Source organism: Nocardia asteroides (assembly GCA_019930625.1).
Lineage (GTDB): Bacteria > Actinomycetota > Actinomycetes > Mycobacteriales > Mycobacteriaceae > Nocardia > Nocardia sputi.
This window is the reverse complement of record CP082844.1, coordinates 6,909,920-6,931,282: the sequence shown is the minus strand read 5'-3', so window position 1 is coordinate 6,931,282 and position 21,363 is coordinate 6,909,920. Positions and strand designations below refer to the sequence as shown.

The 21,363-nt window shown below is 69.8% G+C and carries 21 protein-coding genes; 17 read left to right on the top strand and 4 right to left on the bottom strand.

Features of this window, described 5'->3' with window-relative positions; genetic code table 11:
- Nucleotides 1-5 precede the first annotated feature (5 nt).
- Together K8O92_31305 and K8O92_31300 are read right to left on the bottom strand one after the other, a co-directional pair.
- Nucleotides 6-347: a DUF1844 domain-containing protein gene (locus K8O92_31305; protein UAK32144.1), complete on the bottom strand. Its 342-nt coding sequence runs from the start codon at nucleotides 345-347 to the stop codon at nucleotides 6-8.
- 4 nt (nucleotides 348-351) lie between these two features.
- The gene (locus K8O92_31300) at nucleotides 352-879 is read right to left on the bottom strand and encodes a DinB family protein (protein UAK32143.1); all 528 of its coding nucleotides are present in this window, start codon (nucleotides 877-879) and stop codon (nucleotides 352-354) included.
- Between the two features lie 336 nt (nucleotides 880-1,215).
- Between K8O92_31300 and infC the strand changes: the two genes are divergently transcribed.
- The 9 genes from infC (at nucleotide 1,216) to K8O92_31255 (ending at nucleotide 10,045) form a co-directional block, all read left to right on the top strand.
- On the top strand, nucleotides 1,216-1,881 hold the full coding sequence (infC, locus tag K8O92_31295) for a translation initiation factor IF-3 (protein ID UAK36053.1): 666 nt from the start codon (nucleotides 1,216-1,218) through the stop codon (nucleotides 1,879-1,881).
- Between the two features lie 58 nt (nucleotides 1,882-1,939).
- Nucleotides 1,940-2,134 (top strand): 50S ribosomal protein L35, encoded by a 195-nt coding sequence (rpmI, locus tag K8O92_31290; GenBank protein UAK32142.1) that lies wholly within the window; start codon nucleotides 1,940-1,942, stop codon nucleotides 2,132-2,134.
- A 109-nt stretch (nucleotides 2,135-2,243) separates the two neighbouring features.
- A complete protein-coding gene (rplT, locus tag K8O92_31285) occupies nucleotides 2,244-2,624 on the top strand; it encodes a 50S ribosomal protein L20 (GenBank protein UAK32141.1) in 381 nt (126 codons plus the stop codon).
- Nucleotides 2,625-2,664: 40 nt separating this feature from the next.
- The gene (locus K8O92_31280; protein ID UAK32140.1) at nucleotides 2,665-3,462 is read left to right on the top strand and encodes an RNA methyltransferase; all 798 of its coding nucleotides are present in this window, start codon (nucleotides 2,665-2,667) and stop codon (nucleotides 3,460-3,462) included.
- A 460-nt stretch (nucleotides 3,463-3,922) separates the two neighbouring features.
- Nucleotides 3,923-4,984 carry a phenylalanine--tRNA ligase subunit alpha gene (gene pheS, locus K8O92_31275; GenBank protein ID UAK32139.1) on the top strand — a complete coding sequence of 354 codons (1,062 nt, stop codon included), beginning with the start codon at nucleotides 3,923-3,925 and terminating at the stop codon, nucleotides 4,982-4,984.
- A gap of 33 nt (nucleotides 4,985-5,017) precedes the next feature.
- Nucleotides 5,018-7,525 (top strand): phenylalanine--tRNA ligase subunit beta, encoded by a 2,508-nt coding sequence (gene pheT, locus K8O92_31270; protein ID UAK32138.1) that lies wholly within the window; start codon nucleotides 5,018-5,020, stop codon nucleotides 7,523-7,525.
- Nucleotides 7,526-7,648: 123 nt separating this feature from the next.
- Nucleotides 7,649-8,416: an alpha/beta hydrolase gene (locus K8O92_31265; protein ID UAK36052.1), complete on the top strand. Its 768-nt coding sequence runs from the start codon at nucleotides 7,649-7,651 to the stop codon at nucleotides 8,414-8,416.
- A 39-nt stretch (nucleotides 8,417-8,455) separates the two neighbouring features.
- Nucleotides 8,456-8,974 carry a hypothetical protein gene (locus K8O92_31260; protein ID UAK32137.1) on the top strand — a complete coding sequence of 173 codons (519 nt, stop codon included), beginning with the start codon at nucleotides 8,456-8,458 and terminating at the stop codon, nucleotides 8,972-8,974.
- A 45-nt stretch (nucleotides 8,975-9,019) separates the two neighbouring features.
- Nucleotides 9,020-10,045: a hypothetical protein gene (locus K8O92_31255; protein ID UAK32136.1), complete on the top strand. Its 1,026-nt coding sequence runs from the start codon at nucleotides 9,020-9,022 to the stop codon at nucleotides 10,043-10,045.
- 19 nt (nucleotides 10,046-10,064) lie between these two features.
- On the opposite strand, the gene K8O92_31250 is transcribed toward K8O92_31255, so the two are convergent.
- Entirely contained in the window at nucleotides 10,065-10,565 is a 501-nt protein-coding gene (locus K8O92_31250) for a DUF3558 domain-containing protein (GenBank protein ID UAK32135.1), read from the bottom strand.
- A gap of 257 nt (nucleotides 10,566-10,822) precedes the next feature.
- Between K8O92_31250 and K8O92_31245 the strand changes: the two genes are divergently transcribed.
- From K8O92_31245 to K8O92_31215, 7 genes are all read left to right on the top strand, one after another.
- Nucleotides 10,823-13,360 (top strand): nitrate- and nitrite sensing domain-containing protein, encoded by a 2,538-nt coding sequence (locus tag K8O92_31245; GenBank protein UAK32134.1) that lies wholly within the window; start codon nucleotides 10,823-10,825, stop codon nucleotides 13,358-13,360.
- A 41-nt stretch (nucleotides 13,361-13,401) separates the two neighbouring features.
- Nucleotides 13,402-13,785, top strand: coding sequence for a roadblock/LC7 domain-containing protein (locus tag K8O92_31240; GenBank protein ID UAK36051.1), 384 nt, complete (start codon nucleotides 13,402-13,404; stop codon nucleotides 13,783-13,785).
- Entirely contained in the window at nucleotides 13,782-14,123 is a 342-nt protein-coding gene (locus tag K8O92_31235; GenBank protein ID UAK32133.1) for a DUF742 domain-containing protein, read from the top strand. The genes K8O92_31240 and K8O92_31235 overlap by 4 nt, the downstream gene beginning before the upstream one ends.
- Before the next feature lie 16 nt (nucleotides 14,124-14,139).
- The gene (locus tag K8O92_31230) at nucleotides 14,140-14,697 is read left to right on the top strand and encodes an ATP/GTP-binding protein (protein UAK36050.1); all 558 of its coding nucleotides are present in this window, start codon (nucleotides 14,140-14,142) and stop codon (nucleotides 14,695-14,697) included.
- 189 nt (nucleotides 14,698-14,886) lie between these two features.
- Nucleotides 14,887-15,306 (top strand): VOC family protein, encoded by a 420-nt coding sequence (locus K8O92_31225; protein ID UAK32132.1) that lies wholly within the window; start codon nucleotides 14,887-14,889, stop codon nucleotides 15,304-15,306.
- Nucleotides 15,307-15,384: 78 nt separating this feature from the next.
- Nucleotides 15,385-18,138: a phosphoenolpyruvate carboxylase gene (gene ppc, locus K8O92_31220; GenBank protein ID UAK36049.1), complete on the top strand. Its 2,754-nt coding sequence runs from the start codon at nucleotides 15,385-15,387 to the stop codon at nucleotides 18,136-18,138.
- 124 nt (nucleotides 18,139-18,262) lie between these two features.
- Complete coding sequence (locus K8O92_31215) at nucleotides 18,263-19,501, top strand: amino acid deaminase (GenBank protein UAK36048.1); 1,239 nt, start codon at nucleotides 18,263-18,265, stop codon at nucleotides 19,499-19,501.
- A gap of 90 nt (nucleotides 19,502-19,591) precedes the next feature.
- Here K8O92_31215 and K8O92_31210 read toward each other — a convergent pair whose 3' ends face one another.
- Nucleotides 19,592-20,149 (bottom strand): TetR family transcriptional regulator, encoded by a 558-nt coding sequence (locus tag K8O92_31210; protein UAK32131.1) that lies wholly within the window; start codon nucleotides 20,147-20,149, stop codon nucleotides 19,592-19,594.
- Between the two features lie 113 nt (nucleotides 20,150-20,262).
- Here K8O92_31210 and K8O92_31205 point away from each other — a divergent pair, with 113 nt between their 5' ends.
- Nucleotides 20,263-21,363, top strand: coding sequence for an FAD-dependent monooxygenase (locus tag K8O92_31205; protein UAK36047.1), 1,101 nt, complete (start codon nucleotides 20,263-20,265; stop codon nucleotides 21,361-21,363).

Below are 21,363 nucleotides of genomic sequence, written 5' to 3'. Positions count from 1 at the left end.
CTTCGTCAGTAGACCGGGCCGGTGTACTTCTCGCCCGGACCTTTACCCGGCTCGTCGGGATGCGCGGAGGACTCGCGGAAGGCGCGTTGCAGTGACTGCAACCCCTCGCGGATCGGTCCGGCGTGCGGGCCGAGGTACTCCACCGACGCGGTGACGAGTCCGGCCAGCGCGGTGATCACGCGACGCGCCTCGTCCAGGTCACGGCGCGGGCTGTTGTCCGGGTCCTCGTCGGCCAACCCGAGCTTCTCCGCCGCCGAGCTCATCAGCATCACGGCGGCGCGGCTGATCACCTCGACCGCGGGGATGTCGGCCAGTTCGCGTACGGAGGCGTCGAGCTCGTCAGTCATGCCTTCAGGCTAGCGACGCCGCGCGAAGCATCCGGAGGTGGCCGATCTCCGTGACGTTCTTCATCAACTCCGCGTTCACCCAGGCCGCCAGGTGCGCGATGCTCAGCCCGGCGTCGGCGGGCCAGGGGTAGGCGGACGGGCGGTCCAGGTCGGCCTCGGTGAACCCGCCGAGCACGCGCACCCACTCGGTGTGCAGATCGCGCAGGCAGGCGATGGCCGCGGCGCCGTCGCCGGGCCAGTGCACGTCCTCCCGCGCGGGCGGGGTGAGACCCTCGACGTGGTCGATGGCCGTGCCCCACCACCAGCCGATGTGCCAGGTGAGCCACCCGATCGTCGGGACGGGCACGGGGTCGGGTTCGGTGTCGGCCCAGTCCGGCCGCCACACGCCGTCGGCGCCGGGGCGTACCGTCCAGGTGAGTTCGGCGGGTTCCCAGAGGAAATCCTCGGGCCGCAGCGCGTCGAAATGGATCCCGGCGAGCGACCAGGTCAGGTCGAATTGCCATCGAAGCAGGTCACGGCGTGATGTGAGCACCGGGGGAGGTTGGCACGCGGGTGCGGGCCGGGCAAGGCATTTTCGACCCGATTCGGCGATAGCCGAACGGAATGTTAGACTTTCCGCCGACGACCGCCCCGGGCTTGCCTCGGGGCTGATAAGTGGAGCCCGACTCCCACCGTTGCCGACGAGTCATCGTACGGTCCAGCGGTCCGGTCATCCGCCCGAGAGGGCGGGTTTCTCGTGCCGGAGTTCTCATGGAGAACCCGAATCACGAGGGTCGACGCGAGTTCGCTCGTGGTCGGCGATCGGTCGACATCGGGCCCCGTGCGGAATACCGCACCGGGGCCTTCGTGTTGAACAGGGGTTGCAGTTATTGCGCGCGGTCGTCCGACGACACCGCTTGACCTAGGAGGCCCCATCAGCACTGAGACCCGCATCAACGATCGCATCCGAGTTCCCGAGGTCCGGCTCATCGGACCTGGCGGCGAGCAGGTTGGGATCGTGCGTGTTGAAGATGCACTACGCGTCGCCCTCGAAGCCGACCTCGATCTGGTCGAGGTGGCACCCGATGCCCGTCCGCCGGTCTGCAAGATCATGGACTACGGCAAGTTCAAGTACGAGACGGCGCAGAAGGCGCGCGAGTCTCGGAAGAACCAGCAGCAGACGGTGATCAAGGAGCAGAAGCTCCGCCCGAAGATCGACGACCACGACTACGAGACCAAGAAGCGCAATGTCGTTCGCTTCCTCGAGGCCGGGTCCAAGGTCAAGGTCACGATCATGTTCCGGGGACGCGAGCAGTCCCGGCCCGAACTCGGCTTCCGGCTGCTGCAGCGGCTGGCATCCGACGTCGCCGAACTGGGTTTCGTGGAAACCTCGGCCAAGCAGGACGGTCGCAACATGACCATGGTCCTCGCCCCCCACAAAGGTGCGAAGACCCGGGTGAAGGCGCAGCAGGAGTCGGGTCCGCGCCCGGCGCCCAGTGCCGCCCCGGCCGGTCAGCCCGCTGCGGAGCAGGCCGAGACGGCCGGCCCGCAGTAACACCGATCAGAACACCGGCGACCCGCCCCGGCCGCCGGGACGACAGATAGAGGAATCCATGCCGAAGATGAAGACGCACAGCGGCGCCTCGAAGCGATTCAAGGTGTCCGGCAAAGGCAAGCTGCTTCGCCAGCAGGCGAACCGTCGCCACCTGTTCGAGCACAAGCCCACCCGCCGGACTCGTCGTCTGGACGGCGTGGAAGTAGTCGCCCCCGCCGACGTCCGTCGCGTGAAGAAGCTTCTCGGTATCTGATCGCGCCCGGCGCGGACCGACAAGCACGCCGCGACCGGAGCAACTCCGTCGCCACCCCGACCCATTTCCGGGCGCTGCCCCGCGCCCCCAGATCGAACAGGACTGACCAGTGGCACGCGTCAAAAGGGCCGTCAACGCTCAGAAGAAGCGACGTTCCATCCTCGAGGCCTCCAAGGGCTACCGCGGCCAGCGCTCGCGGCTGTACCGCAAGGCCAAGGAGCAGCAGCTGCACTCGCTCACCTACGCCTACCGGGACCGCCGGGCGCGCAAGGGTGACTTCCGCAAGCTGTGGATCGCGCGCATCAACGCCGCCGCGCGGATCAACGACATCACCTACAACCGCTTCATCCAGGGCCTGAAGGCCGCCGGTGTGGAGGTGGACCGCAAGATCCTCGCCGAGCTCGCGGTGTCGGACGCCGAGGCGTTCGCCGGGCTCGTCGCGGTCGCGAAGGCCGCCCTGCCGCAGGACGTCAACGCGCCGGCTGCCTGAGCCGCATCCGTTGGCACACGGACAACTCTCGGAACGACCCGTGGAAGCGCTCAGCGAGCGCAATCCACGGGTCGTTTCCGCTGTCAAACTGCAGCGCGGCGCACAGCGTCGGAAAGCGGGACGATTCCTCGCCGAAGGCGCCAACGCCGTCGCGGCAGCGCTGGAGACCGCGCGCGTCCACGAACTGTTCTATTCGAAAGCCGCCGCCGAACGCGACCACGCGCTGATCGCGGAGGCGGCCGCGACGGGCGTGCGCACCACGCTGGTCAGCGATCGAGCGGCGCAGCATCTCGGTGAAACGGTGACGGCGCCGGGATTGGTGGCGGTCTGCGATCTGCTCGACGTGCCCCTTTCCCGAATCCTCGACTCGGCGCCGCGAATGCTGGCCGTTCCGGTCGAGATGGCCGAGCCGGGGAACGCGGGCACGCTCGTGCGGGTCGCCGATGCCGTGGGCGCCGACGGCGTGGTGCTGGCGGGCGACACCGTCGATCCGCACAACGGCAAGTGCGTGCGCGCCAGCGCGGGCAGCATCTTCCACGTGCCGATCGCACGGCACCGCGATGTCGGCGAGACGCTGGATGCGATCGCCGCGGCGGGCATCACCATCCTGGCGACCGCGGCGAACGGCGAGGTCGATCTCGACGACGCGGACGAGTTGTTCACCGGCCCGGTGGCCTGGTTGTTCGGCAACGAGGCGCACGGGTTTGACCCGGCCGTCGCACGGCGCGCCGACCACCGCATCCGCATTCCGATCCGCGGCCGCGCCGAGAGCCTGAATCTGGCGACTGCCGCCGCGATCTGCCTCTACGCGAACTCGCGCGTCCGCTACTGTGTTTGATCTGCCACCTGCGGCGCGGCGTGTTGGCGGCTCCCTTGTGGCTCGTGTCCGAGCGGCCGCCGCTTGCTCCTTCGTCATGTACGCGGCGGCCACTCGGACGCGAGCCGGGCCGCGAGCGGACAATCGGTCTCGCTGCGCTCGAGACCGCGGGTTGGGCTAGGGGTGCGCTGTGCACCCGGCGGGCGCATCGGCGATCCGGACCATGCAGCCCACCTGCGGTCCGGGTGCCGAGACCTCGGTCGCAACGCGCAACCGGCGACCTCGCCGATCCGCCCGCGCGCTGGTGCCCGCAGGCCGCAGATGGGCAGATCGGCACAGACTGAACAGACCGCTCGGTCCGCGTTAGCGGGTAATCCGCGTGAATCGCCACCGAGGTATCGAATACGATTCGACCAGCAGCAATGCGGGATGGCGATCAGCCGTGCCCGCGGACCGATCCCGAGGGGAGAGACGGAGCATCGTGGCCGACGACATCGAGGCAGTCGAGCAGAGCGCAGCGCTGACCGAGGAGGCACTGGCCGCGGCCGCGGCGGCCGCCGAGAAGGCGTTCGCCGCTGCCGCCGACCTGGATGCGCTCGCGGTCGCGAAAACCGAGCACCTCGGCGGCAAGGCGCCGCTGGCCCTGGCGCAGCGTGCGTTGGGCAGCCTGCCCAAGACGGAGAAGGCCGACGCGGGCAAACGGGTCAACGTCGCCAGGGCCAGGGTGTCGGAGGCGTTCGAGGCCCGCCGCGCCACGTTGCTGGCCGAGCGCGATGCCGCCGTACTGGTCGCCGAGACCATCGACGTGACGCTGCCCGCCCGCCGCACGGCCGTCGGCGCCCGGCACCCGATCACGGTCATCTCCGAGCAGATCGCCGACGTGTTCGTCGCGATGGGCTGGGAGGTCGCCGAAGGCCCCGAGGTGGAGACCGAGCACTTCAACTTCGACGCGCTGAACTTCCTGCCCGACCATCCCGCCCGCACCATGCAGGACACCTTCCACATCGCGCCGGAGGGCTCGCGTCAGGTGCTGCGCACGCACACCTCTCCGGTGCAGGTGCGCTCGATGCTGGAGCGGGACGTGCCGATCTATGTGGTCTGCCCGGGCCGCACCTTCCGCACCGACGAGCTGGACGCCACGCACACCCCGGTGTTCTCACAGGTCGAGGGCTTGGCGGTGGACAAGGGCCTGACCATGGCGCATCTGCGCGGCACGCTGGACGCGTTCGCGAGGGCATTGTTCGGGCCGCAGACCCGCACCCGCATGCGCCCCAACTACTTTCCGTTCACCGAGCCCTCCGCCGAGGTCGACGTGTGGTTCCCCGACAAGAAGGGCGGCGCGGGATGGGTCGAATGGGGCGGCTGCGGCATGGTGAACCCGAAGGTGCTGATCGCCAGCGGGATCGATCCCGAGGTGTACAGCGGGTTCGCGTTCGGCATGGGCCTGGAGCGGACGCTGCAGTTCCGCAACGGCATCCCGGACATGCGCGACATCGTCGAAGGCGACGTGCGTTTCACGCTGCCCTTCGGCATCCGGTCCTGACCTCACCCTTCGATCGAGAGAGCGAAACGTCAAGTGCGAGTAGCGCAGTCCTGGCTGACCGACATCATCCAGCGCACCACCCCGGAGTGGTCGGTGACGCCGGAGGAGCTCGACGCGGGATTCGTCCGGGTCGGGCTCGAAGTCGAAGAGGTCGACAAGCTCCAGCGGGTCGCGGGCCCGGAGGGCGGCGAGGCGCCGCTGGTGGTCGGCCGGGTCGCCGAGATCACCGAGCTGACCGAGTTCAAAAAGCCGATCCGCTTCTGCAAGGTGGACATCGGCAAGCCCGAACTGCAGGAGATCATCTGCGGCGCGAGTAATTTCGAGGTCGGTGACCTCGTGGTCGTGGTGCTGCCCGGCGGCGTACTGCCCGGCGGATTCCAGATCACCTCGCGCAAGACCTACGGCCACGTCTCCAACGGGATGATCTGCTCGGTCGCCGAACTCGGCATCGGCAAAGACCATTCCGGCATATTGGTGCTGGAACCGGGCACCGCCGAGCCGGGCACCGACGCCAACGCACTGCTCGGTCTGGACGACACCGTCATCGAGCTGAACATCACCCCCGACCGCGGTTACTGCTTCTCGGTGCGCGGCTTGGCGCGCGAACTGGCGTGCGGTTTCGATCTCGAGTACGCCGACCCGGCGGTGCGGACCCTGCCCGACCACGAGCAGCAAGCCTGGTCGATCCAGGTCGAGCCGGACTCCCGGTGCACCCGTTTCGCGGCGCGCCGGGTCACCGGCGCCGACCCGAAGGCGGTCAGCCCCTGGTGGTTGCAGCGCAGGCTGTTGCTGTCGGGCGTGCGCCCGATCTCACCCGCGGTGGACGTCACCAACTACGTCATGCTGGAACTCGGGCAGCCGCTACACGCTTTCGACGCGGACAAGTTGTCCGGCGGGTTGGTGGTCCGCACCGCGAACCAGGGCGAGAAGTTGCGGACCTTGGACGACGTGGAGCGGGCGCTCGACGCCGAGGACGTGGTGATCGCCGACGATTCCGGCGTCATCTCGCTTGCCGGTGTGATGGGCGGGGCGAGCACCGAGGTCGGTGCGGAGAGCACCGACATCCTGCTCGAAGCGGCCACCTGGAATCCGCTGCTGATCTACCGGACCGCGCGCAGGCACAAGCTGGTGTCCGAGGCCGGTAAGCGCTACGAGCGGGTCGTCGATCCGGAGATCAACGTCGCCGCGCTCGATCGGGCCGCCACCCTGCTCGCCGAAATCGCCGGTGGCACCGTCGAACCCGTGCTGACCGACGTCCGGGTGCCGGTGGCGGCTCGCGAGCCCATCCGCATCGACATCGACTTGGCCGACCGCGTCGCTGGCGTCATCTACCCCACCGGGACCTCGGCGCGCCGCCTCGCGCAGATCGGCTGCGTTGTCGAGGTCGGCGTCAGCGACAGCGGACACGGTCAGCTGGTCGTGACGCCGCCGAGCTGGCGGCCCGATCTGGCCCAGCCCGCCGACCTGGTGGAGGAGGTGCTGCGCTTGGAGGGGCTCGAGCAGATCCCCTCCGTGCTGCCCGCCGCACCGGCCGGGCGCGGGCTCACCCCGGCCCAGCGCCGCCGCCGCGCCGTTAGCCGTGCGCTGGCGTTCGCCGGCGCCGTGGAGGTTCCGCCGCCGGCGTTCCTGCCCGCCGGGGTGTTCGACATCTGGGGCCTGGATGCCGACGACCCGCGTCGCGCCACCACCAAGGTGCTGAACCCACTCGACGTGGAGCGTTCCGAATTAGCCACCACGCTGCTGCCCGGCCTGTTCGAGGTGGCCGCCCGCAACATCTCGCGGGGCGCGCGTGATCTGGCCATCTACGGCATCGCGCAAGTCGTGCTGCCCGGAGCGAAGACCAAGGCGGTCGAACCGCTGCCGGTGGACCGCCGCCCCACCGACGACGAGATCGCCGAGTTGGTCGAATCGCTGCCCGAGCAGCCGGTGCACGTGGCCGCCGTCCTGACCGGTCGCCGCGAGCCGCGCGGGCCGTGGGGGCCGGGCCGTCCGGTGGAGGCCGCCGACGCCTTCGCCCTGGCCGACGCCGTCGGCGACGCGGCGGGTGTGACGATCGAGCGCCGTCCGGCGGCTCATCTGCCCTGGCACCCCGGACGCTGCGCCGAGCTGGTGGTCGACGGAACGGTCGTCGGCCACGCGGGTGAACTGCACCCAGCCGTGCTGGAACGTTCCGGTCTGCCGCCGCGCACCTGCGCCGTCGAGCTCGACCTCGACGCGTTGCCGCTGCGGGAAACTCGGCCGGTTCCGACGGTGTCGCCGTTCCCTGCGGTGCTCCAGGACGTCTCGGTGAGCGTCGAGAAGTCGATTCCGGCCGCGTCCGTCCAAGCCGCGCTGCGCACCGGCGGTGGCGAGCTGCTGGAGGACATCGCGCTGTTCGACGTGTACGAGGGCGCTCAGGCGGGCGAGGGACGTAAGTCGCTCACCTACGCCCTGCGTTTCCGGGCCCCCGACCGGACCCTCACCGAAGACGAGGCGAGTGCGGCGCGGGACGCGGCGGTCGCGGCGGCGGCCCAGGCCGTCGGTGCGGTGCTGCGCGGCTGACCGCCTGCTTTCCCGACCGACGAGACCGTGCGGCAGGCGTGACCCGCACGGTCTTCTCGCCCGGCTGGTTCTCCCACCACCCGCCTGATGCCGCCCCGCTTCCGCAGGAGTAAGAACGTGGACATGCGACATCCGGCTCGTCCGATCCTGAACGCGCTGACCTACCTGCCGGAACGGATGGTGCTGCAGACCCCGGCGCTGCTCGGCATGGGCTACACCGAGCTGTCCATGCCGACTTCGGACGGGGAAACCGTGCACGGCTGGTGGATGCCCGCCCGGCATTCGGCCGGACACATCCTGTTCGCGCACGGCAACGCGGGCAACATCGGTGACCGGGTGCCGATCTTCGCCTTGCTCACCGAGGCCGGGTTCGACGTGCTGGCCTTCGACTACCGCGGGTACGGACGCAGCACCGGGAAACCGACCGAGCACGGCACCTACCTGGACGCACATGCCGCGCGCCGGGCGCTGCTGGCGCAACCGGGCGTCGATCCGAGCCGCGTGCTGTATCTGGGCAAGTCCCTCGGGGGTGGCGTCGTGCTCGAGCTGGCGCAGCACCATCCGCCGGCCGGGGTGATGCTGATGTCCACCTTCAGCGGTCTTCGCGACGCGGCTCGCTCGGTGTATCCCTTCCTGCCGGCACCGCTGGTCCCGAACGCCTATCCGAACGAACGCCGTATTCGCTCGCTGCGCGCTCCGGTCCTGATCATGCACGGCGACCAGGACGAATTGCTGCCGCTGCGGCACGCGCAACGGCTCTACGCCGCGGCGCCGCAGCCGAAGAGGCTGGTCGTCTTTCCCGGCGCGGGGCACAACGACCTGATCCTCGTCGGCGGTTCGATGTGGTACGACCTCGTGCGCGATTGGGCGGGCGCGCTCGTGCGGTCGTGAACGGCGTGTGGTCCGGTCCCGGCTGCGTAGCCTGGCGGTATGAGTGACAACAGCGATATCGCTAGCCGGTTGGCCGGGCTGCCCGACAGGGAACTGGCAGGTGTGCTGCTGGTCGCGACGGCCGGGCGCCCGGGGTTCGGTGCGGTTCACGCGGCGCTGGTCGGGTTGGTGGAGACCGGTGAGGTAGGAGCCGCCTCGGATGTGACTCCTACCACCCCAGCCGGAACCGCCCCGGCTCCTGGGTCGCTGCCGGACGTATCCGGCCAGGTCGGCGGCCCTTCCGCGGTACCAGCGGTACCGGTACCGCCGCCCGGTACGCCGCCGCCCGCCACGAGCGGGGGGTATTCGGCCACCGGCGTTCCTACCTTCGAGTCAGTTCGCGATAAGGTCGAGCAGCGCTACGGCACCGCGCAGGGGATGGGTGAACTCGACCGGCAGACTCCCGCGGGCCGCAGTGTGGACGAACAATGGCAGGCACGCGAGAAGGCCGCGCGCGAGCGCTTGGACCGGATACGGAAGTCGGTGCACGGCGACGACGCCGACCCACAGCAGCCGTGATCCGGGCCGGCCGTGCCGGACGACGACTGTGATGGGTGGAATTCGATGAGCGAGCCGCGTGAGATCGCCGAACGGCTACTGGACGCCCAGGTGGAATTCCTGCTCGCGGAAGTGACCGGTGAGCGCTTCGCGGAGGTGGTCGCACGCGACACCGAGGCCGTGCTCGCGGTCGCCGACACACTCGTCTTCCGGGACGTCGTCGAGATCGGCCAGGCCAAGCAGACCGTCCGCACCGTCGTCGAGCTGATCGGCGGGAGTCCGGTGATCGCGGACATGGTCGGTGTGTTCGCCGACTCCATCTACGACCATATCGCCGCCAACCACGACTACACGCTCGGCGAGGTGGTCGACCGCGAGCCGGTCGAGGCGCTGCTGGAGAAGATCTTCGGCATGCATCAGGCGCAGGAGCGCATTCTGGACCGGCTCACCGAGAGCCCGCTGGTGGCCACGGTCGCGTCGAAGTTCGTCGACAAGCTCATCAACGATTTCATGCAGGCCAATCGGGAGCGTGCCGAGAAGATCCCGGGCGTCTCCTCGCTGATGTCGCTCGGCCAGTCCGCGGCCAATCGCGCCAAGAAGGTCGCCGCCGACAGCACGTTCGTCGGCGATCTGGCGGGCAAGGGCGCGCTGTTCGCGCTCAAGCGCACCAACAACGCCATCCGCGAGATGCTGCGCGACGCGCCGGTGCACGACGCCGCGATGGAGTTCTGGGACCTGCACGCCGACGAACCGGTCAGCGGGCTGCGCCGGTACCTGACCCAGAAGGACCTCAACGAACTCGTGCTGCTGTGCTACGAGATCGCCGTCACCACCCGCGAGAAGGAGTACTTCGGCCTGCTCCTGGACGAGTGCGTGGAGGTGTTCTTCACCAAGTACGGCGATTACACCCTGGCGGCCATGCTGCCCGAACTCGGGCTCACCGGTGACGACATCATCGCAGAGATCCTGCACTACGGACCGGCGGTCATCGAGGGCGCGAAGCGGGATGGCGTCCTCGCCGGGCTGATCCGTGAGCGCCTGGCTCCCTTCTACAGCTCCGACAAGGTGCTCGGCATCCTGGGCTCTGTCTGATCTCCAGCGGCGCGCTGCGCTACCTCGGCAGTGCGGGGACGATCGCTTCGCCGATGCTCGCCAGGCGATCGCAGGGATTCTGGTCCGCGGACTTGTTGACCAGTGTCAGTTGCAGCAATCCCTGGCGAGCGGGGAACAGCACATCGCACATCTGGTCTCTGGCGGCGTCGTCGACTCGGAACTGGCGTCCGGGTCGTCCGGCGATGGTGACTTCCTGGAAGTCGACATTGCCCGGTTTCCGCTCGAACTCGGCCACGGACGCGCTGTTGGAGAACACCCCGAGGGTGAAGTCCGCGCCCTTCCATCCGCAGATCTCCCAGCCGGGCTGCTTCGCCCCGCCGACGCCGACCTGCTTGCTCGCCGGATCGAGTCCGGCGCTCGTCAGCGCGGTGTCGGGGATGCCCGTGCAGGGATCGAACAACTGGGTGGCCGTGCCAGCGGCCTGCGTGGTGGTCGTCGCCGGTGACCCGCCGGACTCGTCGCCGCAGGCGGCAGATCCGAACGCGAGTGCTATTGCCAAGGGAATCAACGTAATTCGGTGCGCCATCCAGCCCTCTTGCCCTCCGATGTATCGCGCCGGACTGTATCAGAATCGCGCCGAGGGGTTTCGGGGCGGGCGAACGCGGGTAACAGGCAGCCTGACTCGGCGTCTACCCCTCCGGGTGGAGGCCGGATTCGTCGCGCCCGGTAACCCCTCGTTGCCAGTGTGTTTAGAAGTCCGCACAGTGTCCGGTTTGCCCGAATTTCGCGTTGACACCGGGAAGGCCCTGTGAAAGTTTGCCCCTGATTTCCGTGTCCTCGCCGTGCAGCGGTCACGGCGGCCGATCGGAGGAGCAGAGGGTGGTGCGGTCACGCCGACGACCGGAATTATCCGGGGGCACAAGGTTATCCACGCCCGGCCGATGGCAGGGGGCGGGCAGCGGAATCGTCCGCCCCCGCACCATTCGCGGACAGTTGGCTCGAATCCTCGTCGTCCCTTTGGTACTGGTGCTCACGCTGCTGGGCGCGATGGTCGCGCGGGAGGTCGACGCGTACCGCGGGAGCCGGGACACGGCGGCTGCGGTATCGCTGGCGCTGGCGGTGCAGAAACTGGTGCACGAGACGCAGCGCGAGCGCGGCCTGACCAACGGACTGCTCGGCGGCGACGGGCGATTGCTCCAGCCCGTCGCCGACCAGCGCGGCGCGGTCGACCGTGCGCTGCGCGAGCTGCGGCGTGCGATGACGGACAACCCGCCCGGCGCGGAACCGGTGCGCGCGGCCGCCCGGCCGCTGACCGACCTGGACGCGACCCGCGCCCGGATCGATGAGCGGCGAACGGCCCGGCACGCGGCCTTCCAGTACTACACCGACGCCATCGACGCGCTGAACCACTTGTCCCTCGGTCTGGACCAGGCCGCCGATCCGGCGGTCCGGCACGGTCTGCAAGCGTTGTACGCGCTGGGCGAAGCCAAGGAGCAGACGGCGCGGGAACGCGGCTTCCTGAACGGCGTCTTCGCCGCCGGCGCTTTCGGGCCGGGTGAGTACGTGCAGTTCCTCGACATCCGGGCGGCCAAGCTGGCTGCTCTGGCCGCGTTCGCCCGCTATGCCACCGCGGTTCAGCAGGCGCGGTTGGACGCCGTGCTGGACAGCGACAGCGCGGTCCGGACCGCGGAGTCGGAGAACATCGCGATCGCCTCGAGCGCCGGACCGCTGGTGCGTCCGGTCGACCCGATCACCTGGTGGGCCGGGATGACCGGGGTCATCGATGAGCAGCGCACCGTGCAGCAGGCGGTCGGCGCCGACATCGGCTCGCGCGCGGAGGTGTTGCGCCGCAACGCCGCCTCGATCCTGGGCGCGTTCGTGCTCGCCGCGCTGGCGGCGATCGCGGTGGAAGTGGCGCTGGTCGTCTCCGCGGTGCGCGCCATCGTCCGGCCTTTGGCCATGCTGGCCGCGGACGCCGACGACGTATCGAGCCGGCGGCTGCCCGACGTGATCGCGGCCTGGCGCACCGGCCACGACACCCGCCCGCCGGACCCACCCGCACCGGTGCGGACACCGGCGGGTGCGAGCGTCGAGATCGCCGCCTTGGCAGGAGCTTTGGATCGGGTGCAGTCCACCGCCTTCGACCTCGCGTCGGAGCAGGCGCTGGTGCGCCGCAACACCACGGAGTCGATGGTCAGCCTGGCCCGCCGCAGCCAGAATCTCGTGCGCCGCCAGCTCGGTCTGATCAGCGAATTCGAGCGGGAGGAGCTCGATCCCAAGGCGCTGTCGAACCTGTTCGAACTCGACCATCTCGCCACCCGAATGCGCCGCAACGCCGAGAGTCTGCTCGTGCTGGTCGGCGAGGCCAGCCCGCGCCGCTGGGCCGAACCCATCCCGCTCAGCGACGTCATCCGCGCGGGCCTGTCCGAGGTGGACGACTACCGCAGAGTGGTGCTGCGCCGGATGGACGAGGTGCTCGTCACGGGCGCGGCGGCCAGCGAGCTGGCACACATGCTCGCGGAGCTGATCGAGAACGGACTCGCCTTTTCCCCACCGGATCTCGAGGTCGAGATCTACGGGCGCGCCGGGCCGAACGGATATCTGCTCGCGGTGGTCGACCACGGCGTCGGCATGCCCGCCGAGCACTTGGCACAGGCCAACGCACGACTGCGCAGCGAACAGGATTTCGTGGTCGCGCCGACCCGCCATCTGGGCCACTACGTCGTCGGCAGGCTCGCCGAGCGGCTCGGCATCGAGGTCGACCTGAGCGCCTCGCCGGTGAGCGGCATCGTCGCGCGTCTGACGCTGCCGTCGGCCATGCTCGAAACCGGACAGGTACAGCGCGACGACCCGAGCGAGCCCGCGCCACGCGTCGCTGCGCTCCCGATCGGTTCGAGTTCGCCGAGACCGCGTCCGTCCGTTGCCGAAGCGACCGTGGCTCGCGCACCGGCTCGATCCAGGACGAACGCCGGGTCGTCGGCGCAGACCCAGCTCGTCGCACCGCGAACGGAACCGGCGGCTGCGCCGTGCGTCGCGGCCTTCGACTCGAGCAGCCCGGCAGCGGGTTCCGAATCCGTGCTGCGGCACACCAAGAACGGCTTGGTCAAACGCAACAAAAGGGCCCGCGCGGCCGCTACCGGTCCACGGCCCGGCACGGTGCCGCGATCGGAGCCCGCACCCGTGGTCGAGCGCTCACCCGAGGAGATCCGCGGCATGCTGTCCGCCTTCCGATCGGGCTATCAGCGTGGCGCGCCCGGAAGGCACGCCGCCACCCCGCACGACGACGTCATCCGCGCCGCCGATACGGCGCACGAATTCCAGCCCGCCGCCACCATGGCAGAGGAGATCCGGTGACCACCCACATACCGAGCGCCGACCCGCACACATTCAATTGGATGCTGGCCAACTTCGTCCGGGAGACCGACGGTGTACGCGAGGCGGTCGCGGTCTCCTCGGACGGCCTGCTCATCGCCATGTCCGACGGCCTGGACCGCATCTCCGCCGACCGGCTCGCCGCCATGGTGTCCGGGCTGGTCGGGCTCGCCCGAAGCGCCTCGCGCAGTTACGCCTTCGACGGGCTGAAGCTGATCATGATCGAGATGAAGCGCGGCTTCCTGCTCGTCTCCGCCCTGGGCGACGGCAGCTGCCTCGGCGTGATCGCCGACAGCGGTTGTGACGTCGGTCTGGTGGGGTACGAGATGGCGGTGCTCGCCGAGCGCGCCGGCGCGCTGCTGGATCCAGCGCTCATCGCCGAACTCCGCGAGACGCTGCGGCGATGAGACGGGAATCCACCGCCGACGAGCGATTCGTGCGTCCCTTCGTGGTCACCGCCGGACGCACCACGCCACTGCTGGAGGGGCTGCGCATCGAGACGTTGGTGCGGGCCGAGCCCGCCGCGCTGTCCGCTCCGCTGCGCTTCGAGCAGCACACCCTGGTCCGGCTGTGCCAGCAGCCGCACTCCATCGCCGAAATCGGCACCGCGCTGCGGGTTCCGATCGGGGTGGCCAAGGTCGTCGTCAGTGACCTGGCCGCCGCCGGACACGTGACCGTACGCGCCGCCGACCAGCTCACCGCCGCTGCCATCGAGAGGATCAGGGACCTTGTCCGGGCACTCTGACATGCGAACGCCGACCATGCCGTCCTCGGTGAAAATCGTGATCAGCGGCGGGTTCGGCGTCGGGAAGACGACGTTCATCGGAGCCATCTCCGAAATCGAGCCGCTGGTGACCGAGGCGGCGATGACCGAAATGGCCGTCGGCGTGGACGACCCAGGACACCGTGCGGACAAGACGCATACCACGGTCGCCCTCGACTTCGGCCGCATCACTCTGGACAGTTCGCTGATCCTGTACCTGTTCGGCACGCCGGGCCAGGACCGCTTCGTCTTCCTGTGGGACGACCTGGTCGACGGTGCGCTCGGTGCGGTGATCGTGGTGGACACCAGCCGCGTCGACGACTGTTACCCGGTGCTGGACTATTTCGAGGAGCGCGGCACGCCCTTCGTCGTGGCGGTCAACCGCTTCGACGGCAGCGCCCACTTCGACCTCGGCGAGGTTCGCGAAGCGCTGGAGCTGGAGAACTGGATTCCGGTTCTCGAGTGCGATGCCAGGTCTCGCGATTCGGTCAAAGAGGTGTTGGTTTCGCTGCTGGAGCAGGTACTGCTGCACCGCCCGGATCAGCTCACCGCGTGAGACATGGGCTGATCGCCACGCATCGGGGCTTGTCGGCGGTACGAAGTTTCCGGCCGGTGCCAGATGGGTCGCTCGAACGAGGGTGCACTGCGGCACCGGCCGAAAATCCGAAGGTCGTCACCGATGAATTCGCCGCGCGTCCGGCGTCTGTACTGTTGCCCCTCCCGAACGACGACAAGGAGCATCATCGTGAGCAACGGCGCGGACCTCGCCCTCACCCACATCGGCGTGCTGGTCGGTGACCAGGACAAGGCCCTGGAGTTCTACCGCGACGTCATCGGACTCGAGGTGCGCGCGGACATGCCGTTCGCCGGTGGGCGCTGGGTGACCGTCGGCCCCGCGAAGCAGCCGGGTATCGAGTTCATTCTCGAGACCCCGGAGATGGTGCCGGACGAGGCCGCCGGTGCGGCGGCGCGGGCTCGGCTGGCCAACGGCGCGCAGGGCACGCTGATCTTCACCACCGACGCCGTGGACGCGACCTTCGCCCGGCTGCGCGACGCCGGGGTCGAGGTGACGCAGGAGCCGATCTCGCAGCCGTACGGGGTGCGCGACTGCGGATTCCGCGACCCGTGGGGCAACCACCTGCGCTTCTCCGAACTCCCGGACTGATCCGGGCGCGGCCGGTGTGGGCCGCGTCGCATACCCGCGCGGGCCGGAGGGCAATACTGTCTGATCATGGGCGAAACGATGAGCGAGACCCAACAGGACGCCATCCGGCCGCTGCGCGACGACATCAGGTTTCTCGGCGGCGTGCTCGGCGACACCATTCGCGACCACGAGGGACCGGAGGTCTTCGACCTCATCGAGCGGGTGCGTATCGAGGCTTTCCGGGTACGCCGCGAGGAAGTCGGGCGCAGCGCCGTCGCGGAAATGCTGGACGGTGTGGACATCGCGGTGGCTCTTCCGCTCATCCGCGCGTTCAGCTATTTCGTGCTGCTGGCCAATCTGGCCGAGGACATCCAACGCGACCGCCGCCGCGCCGCGCACGAGGCGGCGGGGGAGCCTCCGCAGGACTCCTCGCTGGCGGCGACCTACCGCAAACTGGACGCGGCCGCGCTCGACGGGGCCCGGGTCGCCGATCTGCTGGCCGACGCGCTGGTGTCGCCGGTGATCACCGCGCACCCGACGGAGACCCGCCGCCGCACCGTCTTCGACGCGCAGGCCCGGATCACCGAGTTGATGCGCCTGCGTCAGCGCTATGCCGAGGGCGAGCGAGCCGATCTGGAGTTGCGGATCCGTCGCCAGGTGCTGAGCCTGTGGCGAACCGCGCTGATCCGCCTGGCCCGCTTGCGCATCCAGGACGAGATCTCGGTGGGTCTGCGCTATTACGACCTCACCCTGTTCGACGTGATCCCGAAAATCAACGCCGAGGTGCGCGCGGCGCTGCGCTCGCGCTGGCCCGGTGTCGAGTTGCTGCCGCGCCCGATCCTGCGTCCCGGCTCGTGGATCGGCGGCGACCGTGACGGAAACCCTTATGTCGACGCCGATGTCGTGCGTCAGGCCGCCTTCCGCGCCGCGGGCGTCGCTTTCGAGCGTTACCTGCGCGAGCTGGTGGAATTGGAGAAGACGCTGTCGCTGTCGGCTCGGCTGGTCACGGTGACGCCCGAAGTCGCCGCCCTCGCCGAGACCGGATATCCCGATCCGGCCACGCATGCCGACGAGCCGTATCGCCGTGCGCTGCACCATGTTCGCGCCCGGCTGACCGCCACCGCGCTGGCCGCGCTCGGAGAGGTTCCGGCCAACGGCCTGGACACCGGGGCGCGGCCCTACCCGACGCCGCAGGCGGCGCTGGACGACTTGGACGCGATCGACGCCTCGCTGCGGCGCAGCGGTGACGGCCTGCTCGCCGACGATCGCCTCGCCGCGTTGCGCTATGCCTTGGAGACCTTCGGCTTCCACCTGCAAGGCCTGGACCTGCGACAGAACTCCGAGGTACACGAGCAGGTCGTCGCCGAGCTGCTGGCCTGGGCCGGGGTGCACCCCGACTACGCGAGCCTGCCGGAGTCGCGGAGGGTGGAATTGCTCGCCGCCGAACTGCGCACCCGCCGCCCGCTGCTCGGCCCGCACGCACGGCTGAGCGAACTCGCCGCGAAGGAACTGGGCATCGTCCGCGCCGCACGGGATGTGGTGGGCACCCTCGGCGCGGAGGCGGTGCCGAACTACATCATCAGCATGTGCACGTCGGTCAGCGATCTGCTCGAAGCCGCGTTGCTGCTGAAGGAAGGCGGACTGCTCGACCCCGGGGAGCCGGACGGGCCGCCGAGCTGCCCGGTGGGCATCGTCCCGCTGTTCGAGACCATCGAGGACCTGGGGGCCGGGGCGGCGACCTTGTCCGCGGCGCTGGAGGTGCCCGTCTACCGCGATCTGGTGGCCGCGCAAGGGATGCGCCAAGAGGTCATGCTCGGCTACTCCGACTCCAACAAGGACGGCGGGTACCTGGCCGCGAACTGGGCGCTGTACCGGGCCGAACTGGACCTGGTCGAGGTCGCCCGCAAGACGGGGATCCGGCTGCGACTGTTCCACGGTCGCGGCGGCACGGTCGGTCGCGGCGGTGGCCGCAGCTACGACGCCATCCTCGCCCAGCCCGCGGGTGCGGTGCGCGGCTCGCTGCGGCTCACCGAGCAGGGTGAGGTGATCGCCGCGAAATACGCCGAACCCGGTGCGGCGCACCGCAATCTGGAATCGCTGATCGCGGGCACCTTGGAGTCGACCCTGCTGGACGTGGAGGGCCTCGGCCCCGACGCCGAGCCGTCTTACGGAATCATGGACGACCTGGCTGCCCGCGCTCGCGCCGCATACGCGCGGCTGGTGCACGAAACACCCGGATTCGTCGAGTACTTCCGGCAGTCCACGCCGGTCGCCGAGGTCGGCGACCTGAACATCGGCAGCAGGCCTGCCTCGCGCAAGCCGACGAGTTCGGTGGCCGACTTGCGCGCCATCCCCTGGGTGATGTCCTGGAGCCAGGCGCGGGTGATGCTGCCGGGCTGGTACGGCACCGGCACGGCGCTGGAGGAGTGGATCGGCGGCGACCCGCGGCGACTGGCCACCTTGGCCGACCTGTACCGCCGCTGGCCGTTCTTCCGCACCGTGCTGTCCAACATGGCGCAGGTGATGGCCAAGAGCGATCTGGACATCGCGGCACGCTACGCCGAACTCGTGGAGGACGGGTCGTTGCGGGAGCAGATCTTCGGCATGATCCGCGACGAACACGCCCGGACCGTGCGTATGCACGCCGCCATCACCGGCAACGATCACCTGCTGGCCGACAACCCGTCGCTCGCGGAGTCGATCCACAATCGCTTCCCCTACCTGGAGCCGCTCAATCAGATGCAGGTGGAACTGCTGCGCCGCCTGCGCGCCGGGGACGACTCCGAACTGGTGAAACGCGGCATCCTGCTGACCATGAACGGCCTGGCCACGGCCCTGCGCAACTCGGGCTGAGCCGCCTGGGCCGCCTGGGCCGTACCGCCGAGCAGTCCGGTCCGGTAGGAAGAACGTCGTGCAGATCGACGAAGCAGCCGTAGCGGCGCTCGCGGACCGCCGGATCGGTCCCGAGCACAAGGGCATGCCACCGGCGGCCTGGGGACGCACCGTGCGGGAGTTCCGCGCCACCGCGCCGACGCTCGAGCAGCTGGAGACGCCGGTGCTCACCGTGGATCGCGCGGCCGTGGCGACGAACATCGCGGTGATGGCCGATTGGGTCCGCGCGGCAGGCGTGCGGCTGGCGCCGCACGGCAAGACGACGATGGCCCCGCAGCTGTGGGCCGACCAGCTGGCGGCGGGCTCGTGGGGCATCACCCTGGCCACCATCTGGCAGACGCAGGTGGCGCGATCCTTCGGCGTCGCGCGGGTGCTGCTGGCCAACGCGCTGGTCGATCCGGTCGGACTGCGCTGGGTGGCGGCGGAGTCGGCGCGTGACCCGTCTTTCGAGTTCGTCTGCTGGGCCGACAGCGTCGAAACGGTCGCGCTGATGGACGCGCACCTGCGCACCGCCCCGGAGGGAGAGCGGATCCGGGTGCTGGTGGAACTCGGCGGCCCGAACGGCAGGACCGGCGCGCGCACGGTGGAGCAAGCGCACGATGTGGCGCGGGCGATCGACGCGGCGTCCCGGCTGTCGCTGGCCGGGGTGGGCGGCTACGAAGGCGCGCTCGCGCACGACCGCACCGCCAACGGCCTCCGCGCGGTGCACGACTATCTCGCCGCACTCGCCCGCCTGCACCGGGAACTCGCCGCGGCCGGGCGATACCGGGGTCCGGCGATCGTCACCGCGGGTGGCAGCGCCTATCCGGAGCTGGCGCTCGAGTACCTCGCCCCGCTCTCCGACGAACAGGGCAGCCACGGTGTCGCGACGACGGTCGTCCTGCGCTCTGGGGCGTACGTCATCCACGACGACGGCTTCTACGCGAGCATGTCGCCTCTGGTCGCGCCCGGATGCGCGCGGCCGCTGCGTTCGGCGATGCACGGCTGGGCGCGAACTCTCTCGCGCCCGGAGCCCGGACTCGCGTTGCTCGACGCGGGCAAACGCGATCTGCCGTTCGACGAGGGGCTTCCGATCCCGCAACGCGTCGCGGGACCTGGCGGCGACGCGCTGGACCCGGGCGCCTCGGTCTCCGCGCTCAACGACCAGCACGCCTTCCTCCGGCTGCCGGGTGGCGCCGCGACGGAATTGCCGATCGGCGCGGTCGTGCGCCTCGGTCTTTCGCATCCGTGCACGGCGTTCGACAAATGGCGGCTCATTCCCGTGATCGATGACGCCGACGCTGCGACGCCCCGGGTGGTCGATCTCCTGCACACGTTCTTCTGAGAGACGACCCTCAGGGAGATTCAGCGAGTTCCTGGCAGCGCCGGGGCCTTCGGTGGAACGCGGTGCCGGGATGCCGATGTCGCGCGTACATCAACCTCTGGAAGCGATCAGTGTGCGCACCAACCGGCCGAGCATGGGGCGCGGATCGAAGTCCGGCGCCGGGTCCACCAATTGGTGCAGGATGATGCCGTCGAATTGGCCCACCAAGATCTGCGTCATCGCCTGGTCGCCGCCGACCGCCGCCAGCAGGCCCGCGGCCCATTCGGTCAACCTGCGGTGCCCGCGCCGCACGGTCTCGCGCAACGCGGGCGTGGTTTGCGCCTCCAGGAACAGCGCGTATCGAGCCAGTGTCCGCACACGGTCGGTCCGCACGGCGTATACGACGAAGGCTGCCATGCCGTCGACGAGTTCCTCGATCGTGCCGGGGGCGGGTTGCCGGTTGAGCGCTGCCCAATCCGCGTAGTCGCGCGCCTCGAGCCGCTCGGCGATTCCGGTCAGCAGCGCCTCTCGGGTGCGAAAGTAGTTGGAGGCCGAGCCGGCCGGCATGCCCGCGGCCTCGTCGACCGCGCGGTGGGTGAGCGCGCGGGTGCCCCGGGATCCCAGCAGGTCGATCGCCGCGTCCAACACGATCTCGCGCTTGGTGGACATGCCACTGATACTACAGCAGTAGTGATCCGTGCTACAGGCCCGGGATTCGCTACTACATTCGTAGTATGGTCCGTGACAGCTGCTCGCCGAGCGGTCCGGAGAAAGGGGAAGCCATGTCGAAGGCGCTCATCGTGGGCGGTGGCATCGGTGGTCTGGCGACGGCGGTGGCCTTCCTGCGGCGGGGATGGCAGGTCGAGGTGCTCGAGCGCGCCGCCGAGATCACCGAGGTCGGGGCGGGATTGTCCCTGTGGCCCAACGCTCTTCGCGCCCTCGACGCGCTCGGTGTCGGCGAGGAAGTGCGTGCACGGGCCGTCGAGGAAGGCGCGGCGGGCATCCGTGACCAGGCGGGGCGCTGGCTGACCAGGATGGACGCCGAGGCGATCCGGGCGCGATACGGCAGTCCGATCATGCTGCACCGTGCCGATCTGGTGCACACGCTGCGCTCCGCGATCCCCGGGGAGCAGCTGCGCACCGGTGTCACCGTGACCGAGGCCGGAACCGACGGCACGGTGGTGCATTCGGCCGGCACATCCAGCGGCGACGTCGTCGTCGGCGCCGACGGCATTCGCAGCGTGGTGCGTCGTGCCGTGTGCGGCGAGGTACGGCCCCGCTACGGCGGCTATACCGCGTGGCGTGTGGTCGTCACGCCGCACGAGCCGGTCGGTGAGATGGGCGAGAGCTGGGGACGCGGCGAACGTTTCGGTTACGTCCCGCTCGCCGACGGCCGGGTCTACTGCTTCGCCACCGCGAACCTGCCCGAGGCCACGCCGAGCGGCGGGTTGGCCGAGTTGCGCGCGCGCTTCGGCGGATGGCACGAGCCGATTCCCGCTCTGCTCGCCGCGGCAGGGGAAGCCGAGGTGCTGAAGCACGACCTCTACGACCTGCCCGCATTGAAAACCTATATAGCAGGGCGGATCGCGCTCGTCGGCGACGCGGCGCACGCCATGATGCCCACCCTCGGGCAAGGCGCTTGCCAAGCCCTGGAGGACGCGGTGGTGCTGAGCAGGGTGGCCGCCGCGGGCGGCGGCCTGGCCGGCTACGACCGGGAGCGCGGGCGGCGCACCCGGATGATCGCGTCCCGTTCCCGCCGACTCGGCGCGGCGGCGCAACTGTCGTTTCCGCCCGCCGTCGCGTTCCGTGACGCCGTGGTGCGGGCGATCCCCGCCTCGGTGCAGCTCAGATCGCTCGCCTCCGTTCTGGATTGGAGCTGCTAG

Bases quoted from the DNA above. Each gene is read 5' to 3' on its own strand.
- K8O92_31305 (UAK32144.1), bottom strand. From the start codon at position 347: ATGACTGACGAGCTCGACGCCTCCGTACGCGAACTGGCCGACATCCCC.
- rpmI (UAK32142.1), top strand. From the start codon at position 1,940: ATGCCGAAGATGAAGACGCACAGCGGCGCCTCGAAGCGATTCAAGGTG.
- K8O92_31265 (UAK36052.1), top strand. From the start codon at position 7,649: ATGCGACATCCGGCTCGTCCGATCCTGAACGCGCTGACCTACCTGCCG.
- K8O92_31260 (UAK32137.1), top strand. From the start codon at position 8,456: ATGAGTGACAACAGCGATATCGCTAGCCGGTTGGCCGGGCTGCCCGAC.
- K8O92_31255 (UAK32136.1), top strand. From the start codon at position 9,020: ATGAGCGAGCCGCGTGAGATCGCCGAACGGCTACTGGACGCCCAGGTG.
- K8O92_31240 (UAK36051.1), top strand. From the start codon at position 13,402: ATGCTGGCCAACTTCGTCCGGGAGACCGACGGTGTACGCGAGGCGGTC.
- K8O92_31235 (UAK32133.1), top strand. From the start codon at position 13,782: ATGAGACGGGAATCCACCGCCGACGAGCGATTCGTGCGTCCCTTCGTG.
- K8O92_31230 (UAK36050.1), top strand. From the start codon at position 14,140: ATGCCGTCCTCGGTGAAAATCGTGATCAGCGGCGGGTTCGGCGTCGGG.
- ppc (UAK36049.1), top strand. From the start codon at position 15,385: ATGAGCGAGACCCAACAGGACGCCATCCGGCCGCTGCGCGACGACATC.
- K8O92_31215 (UAK36048.1), top strand. From the start codon at position 18,263: ATGCCACCGGCGGCCTGGGGACGCACCGTGCGGGAGTTCCGCGCCACC.
- K8O92_31210 (UAK32131.1), bottom strand. From the start codon at position 20,149: ATGTCCACCAAGCGCGAGATCGTGTTGGACGCGGCGATCGACCTGCTG.
- K8O92_31205 (UAK36047.1), top strand. From the start codon at position 20,263: ATGTCGAAGGCGCTCATCGTGGGCGGTGGCATCGGTGGTCTGGCGACG.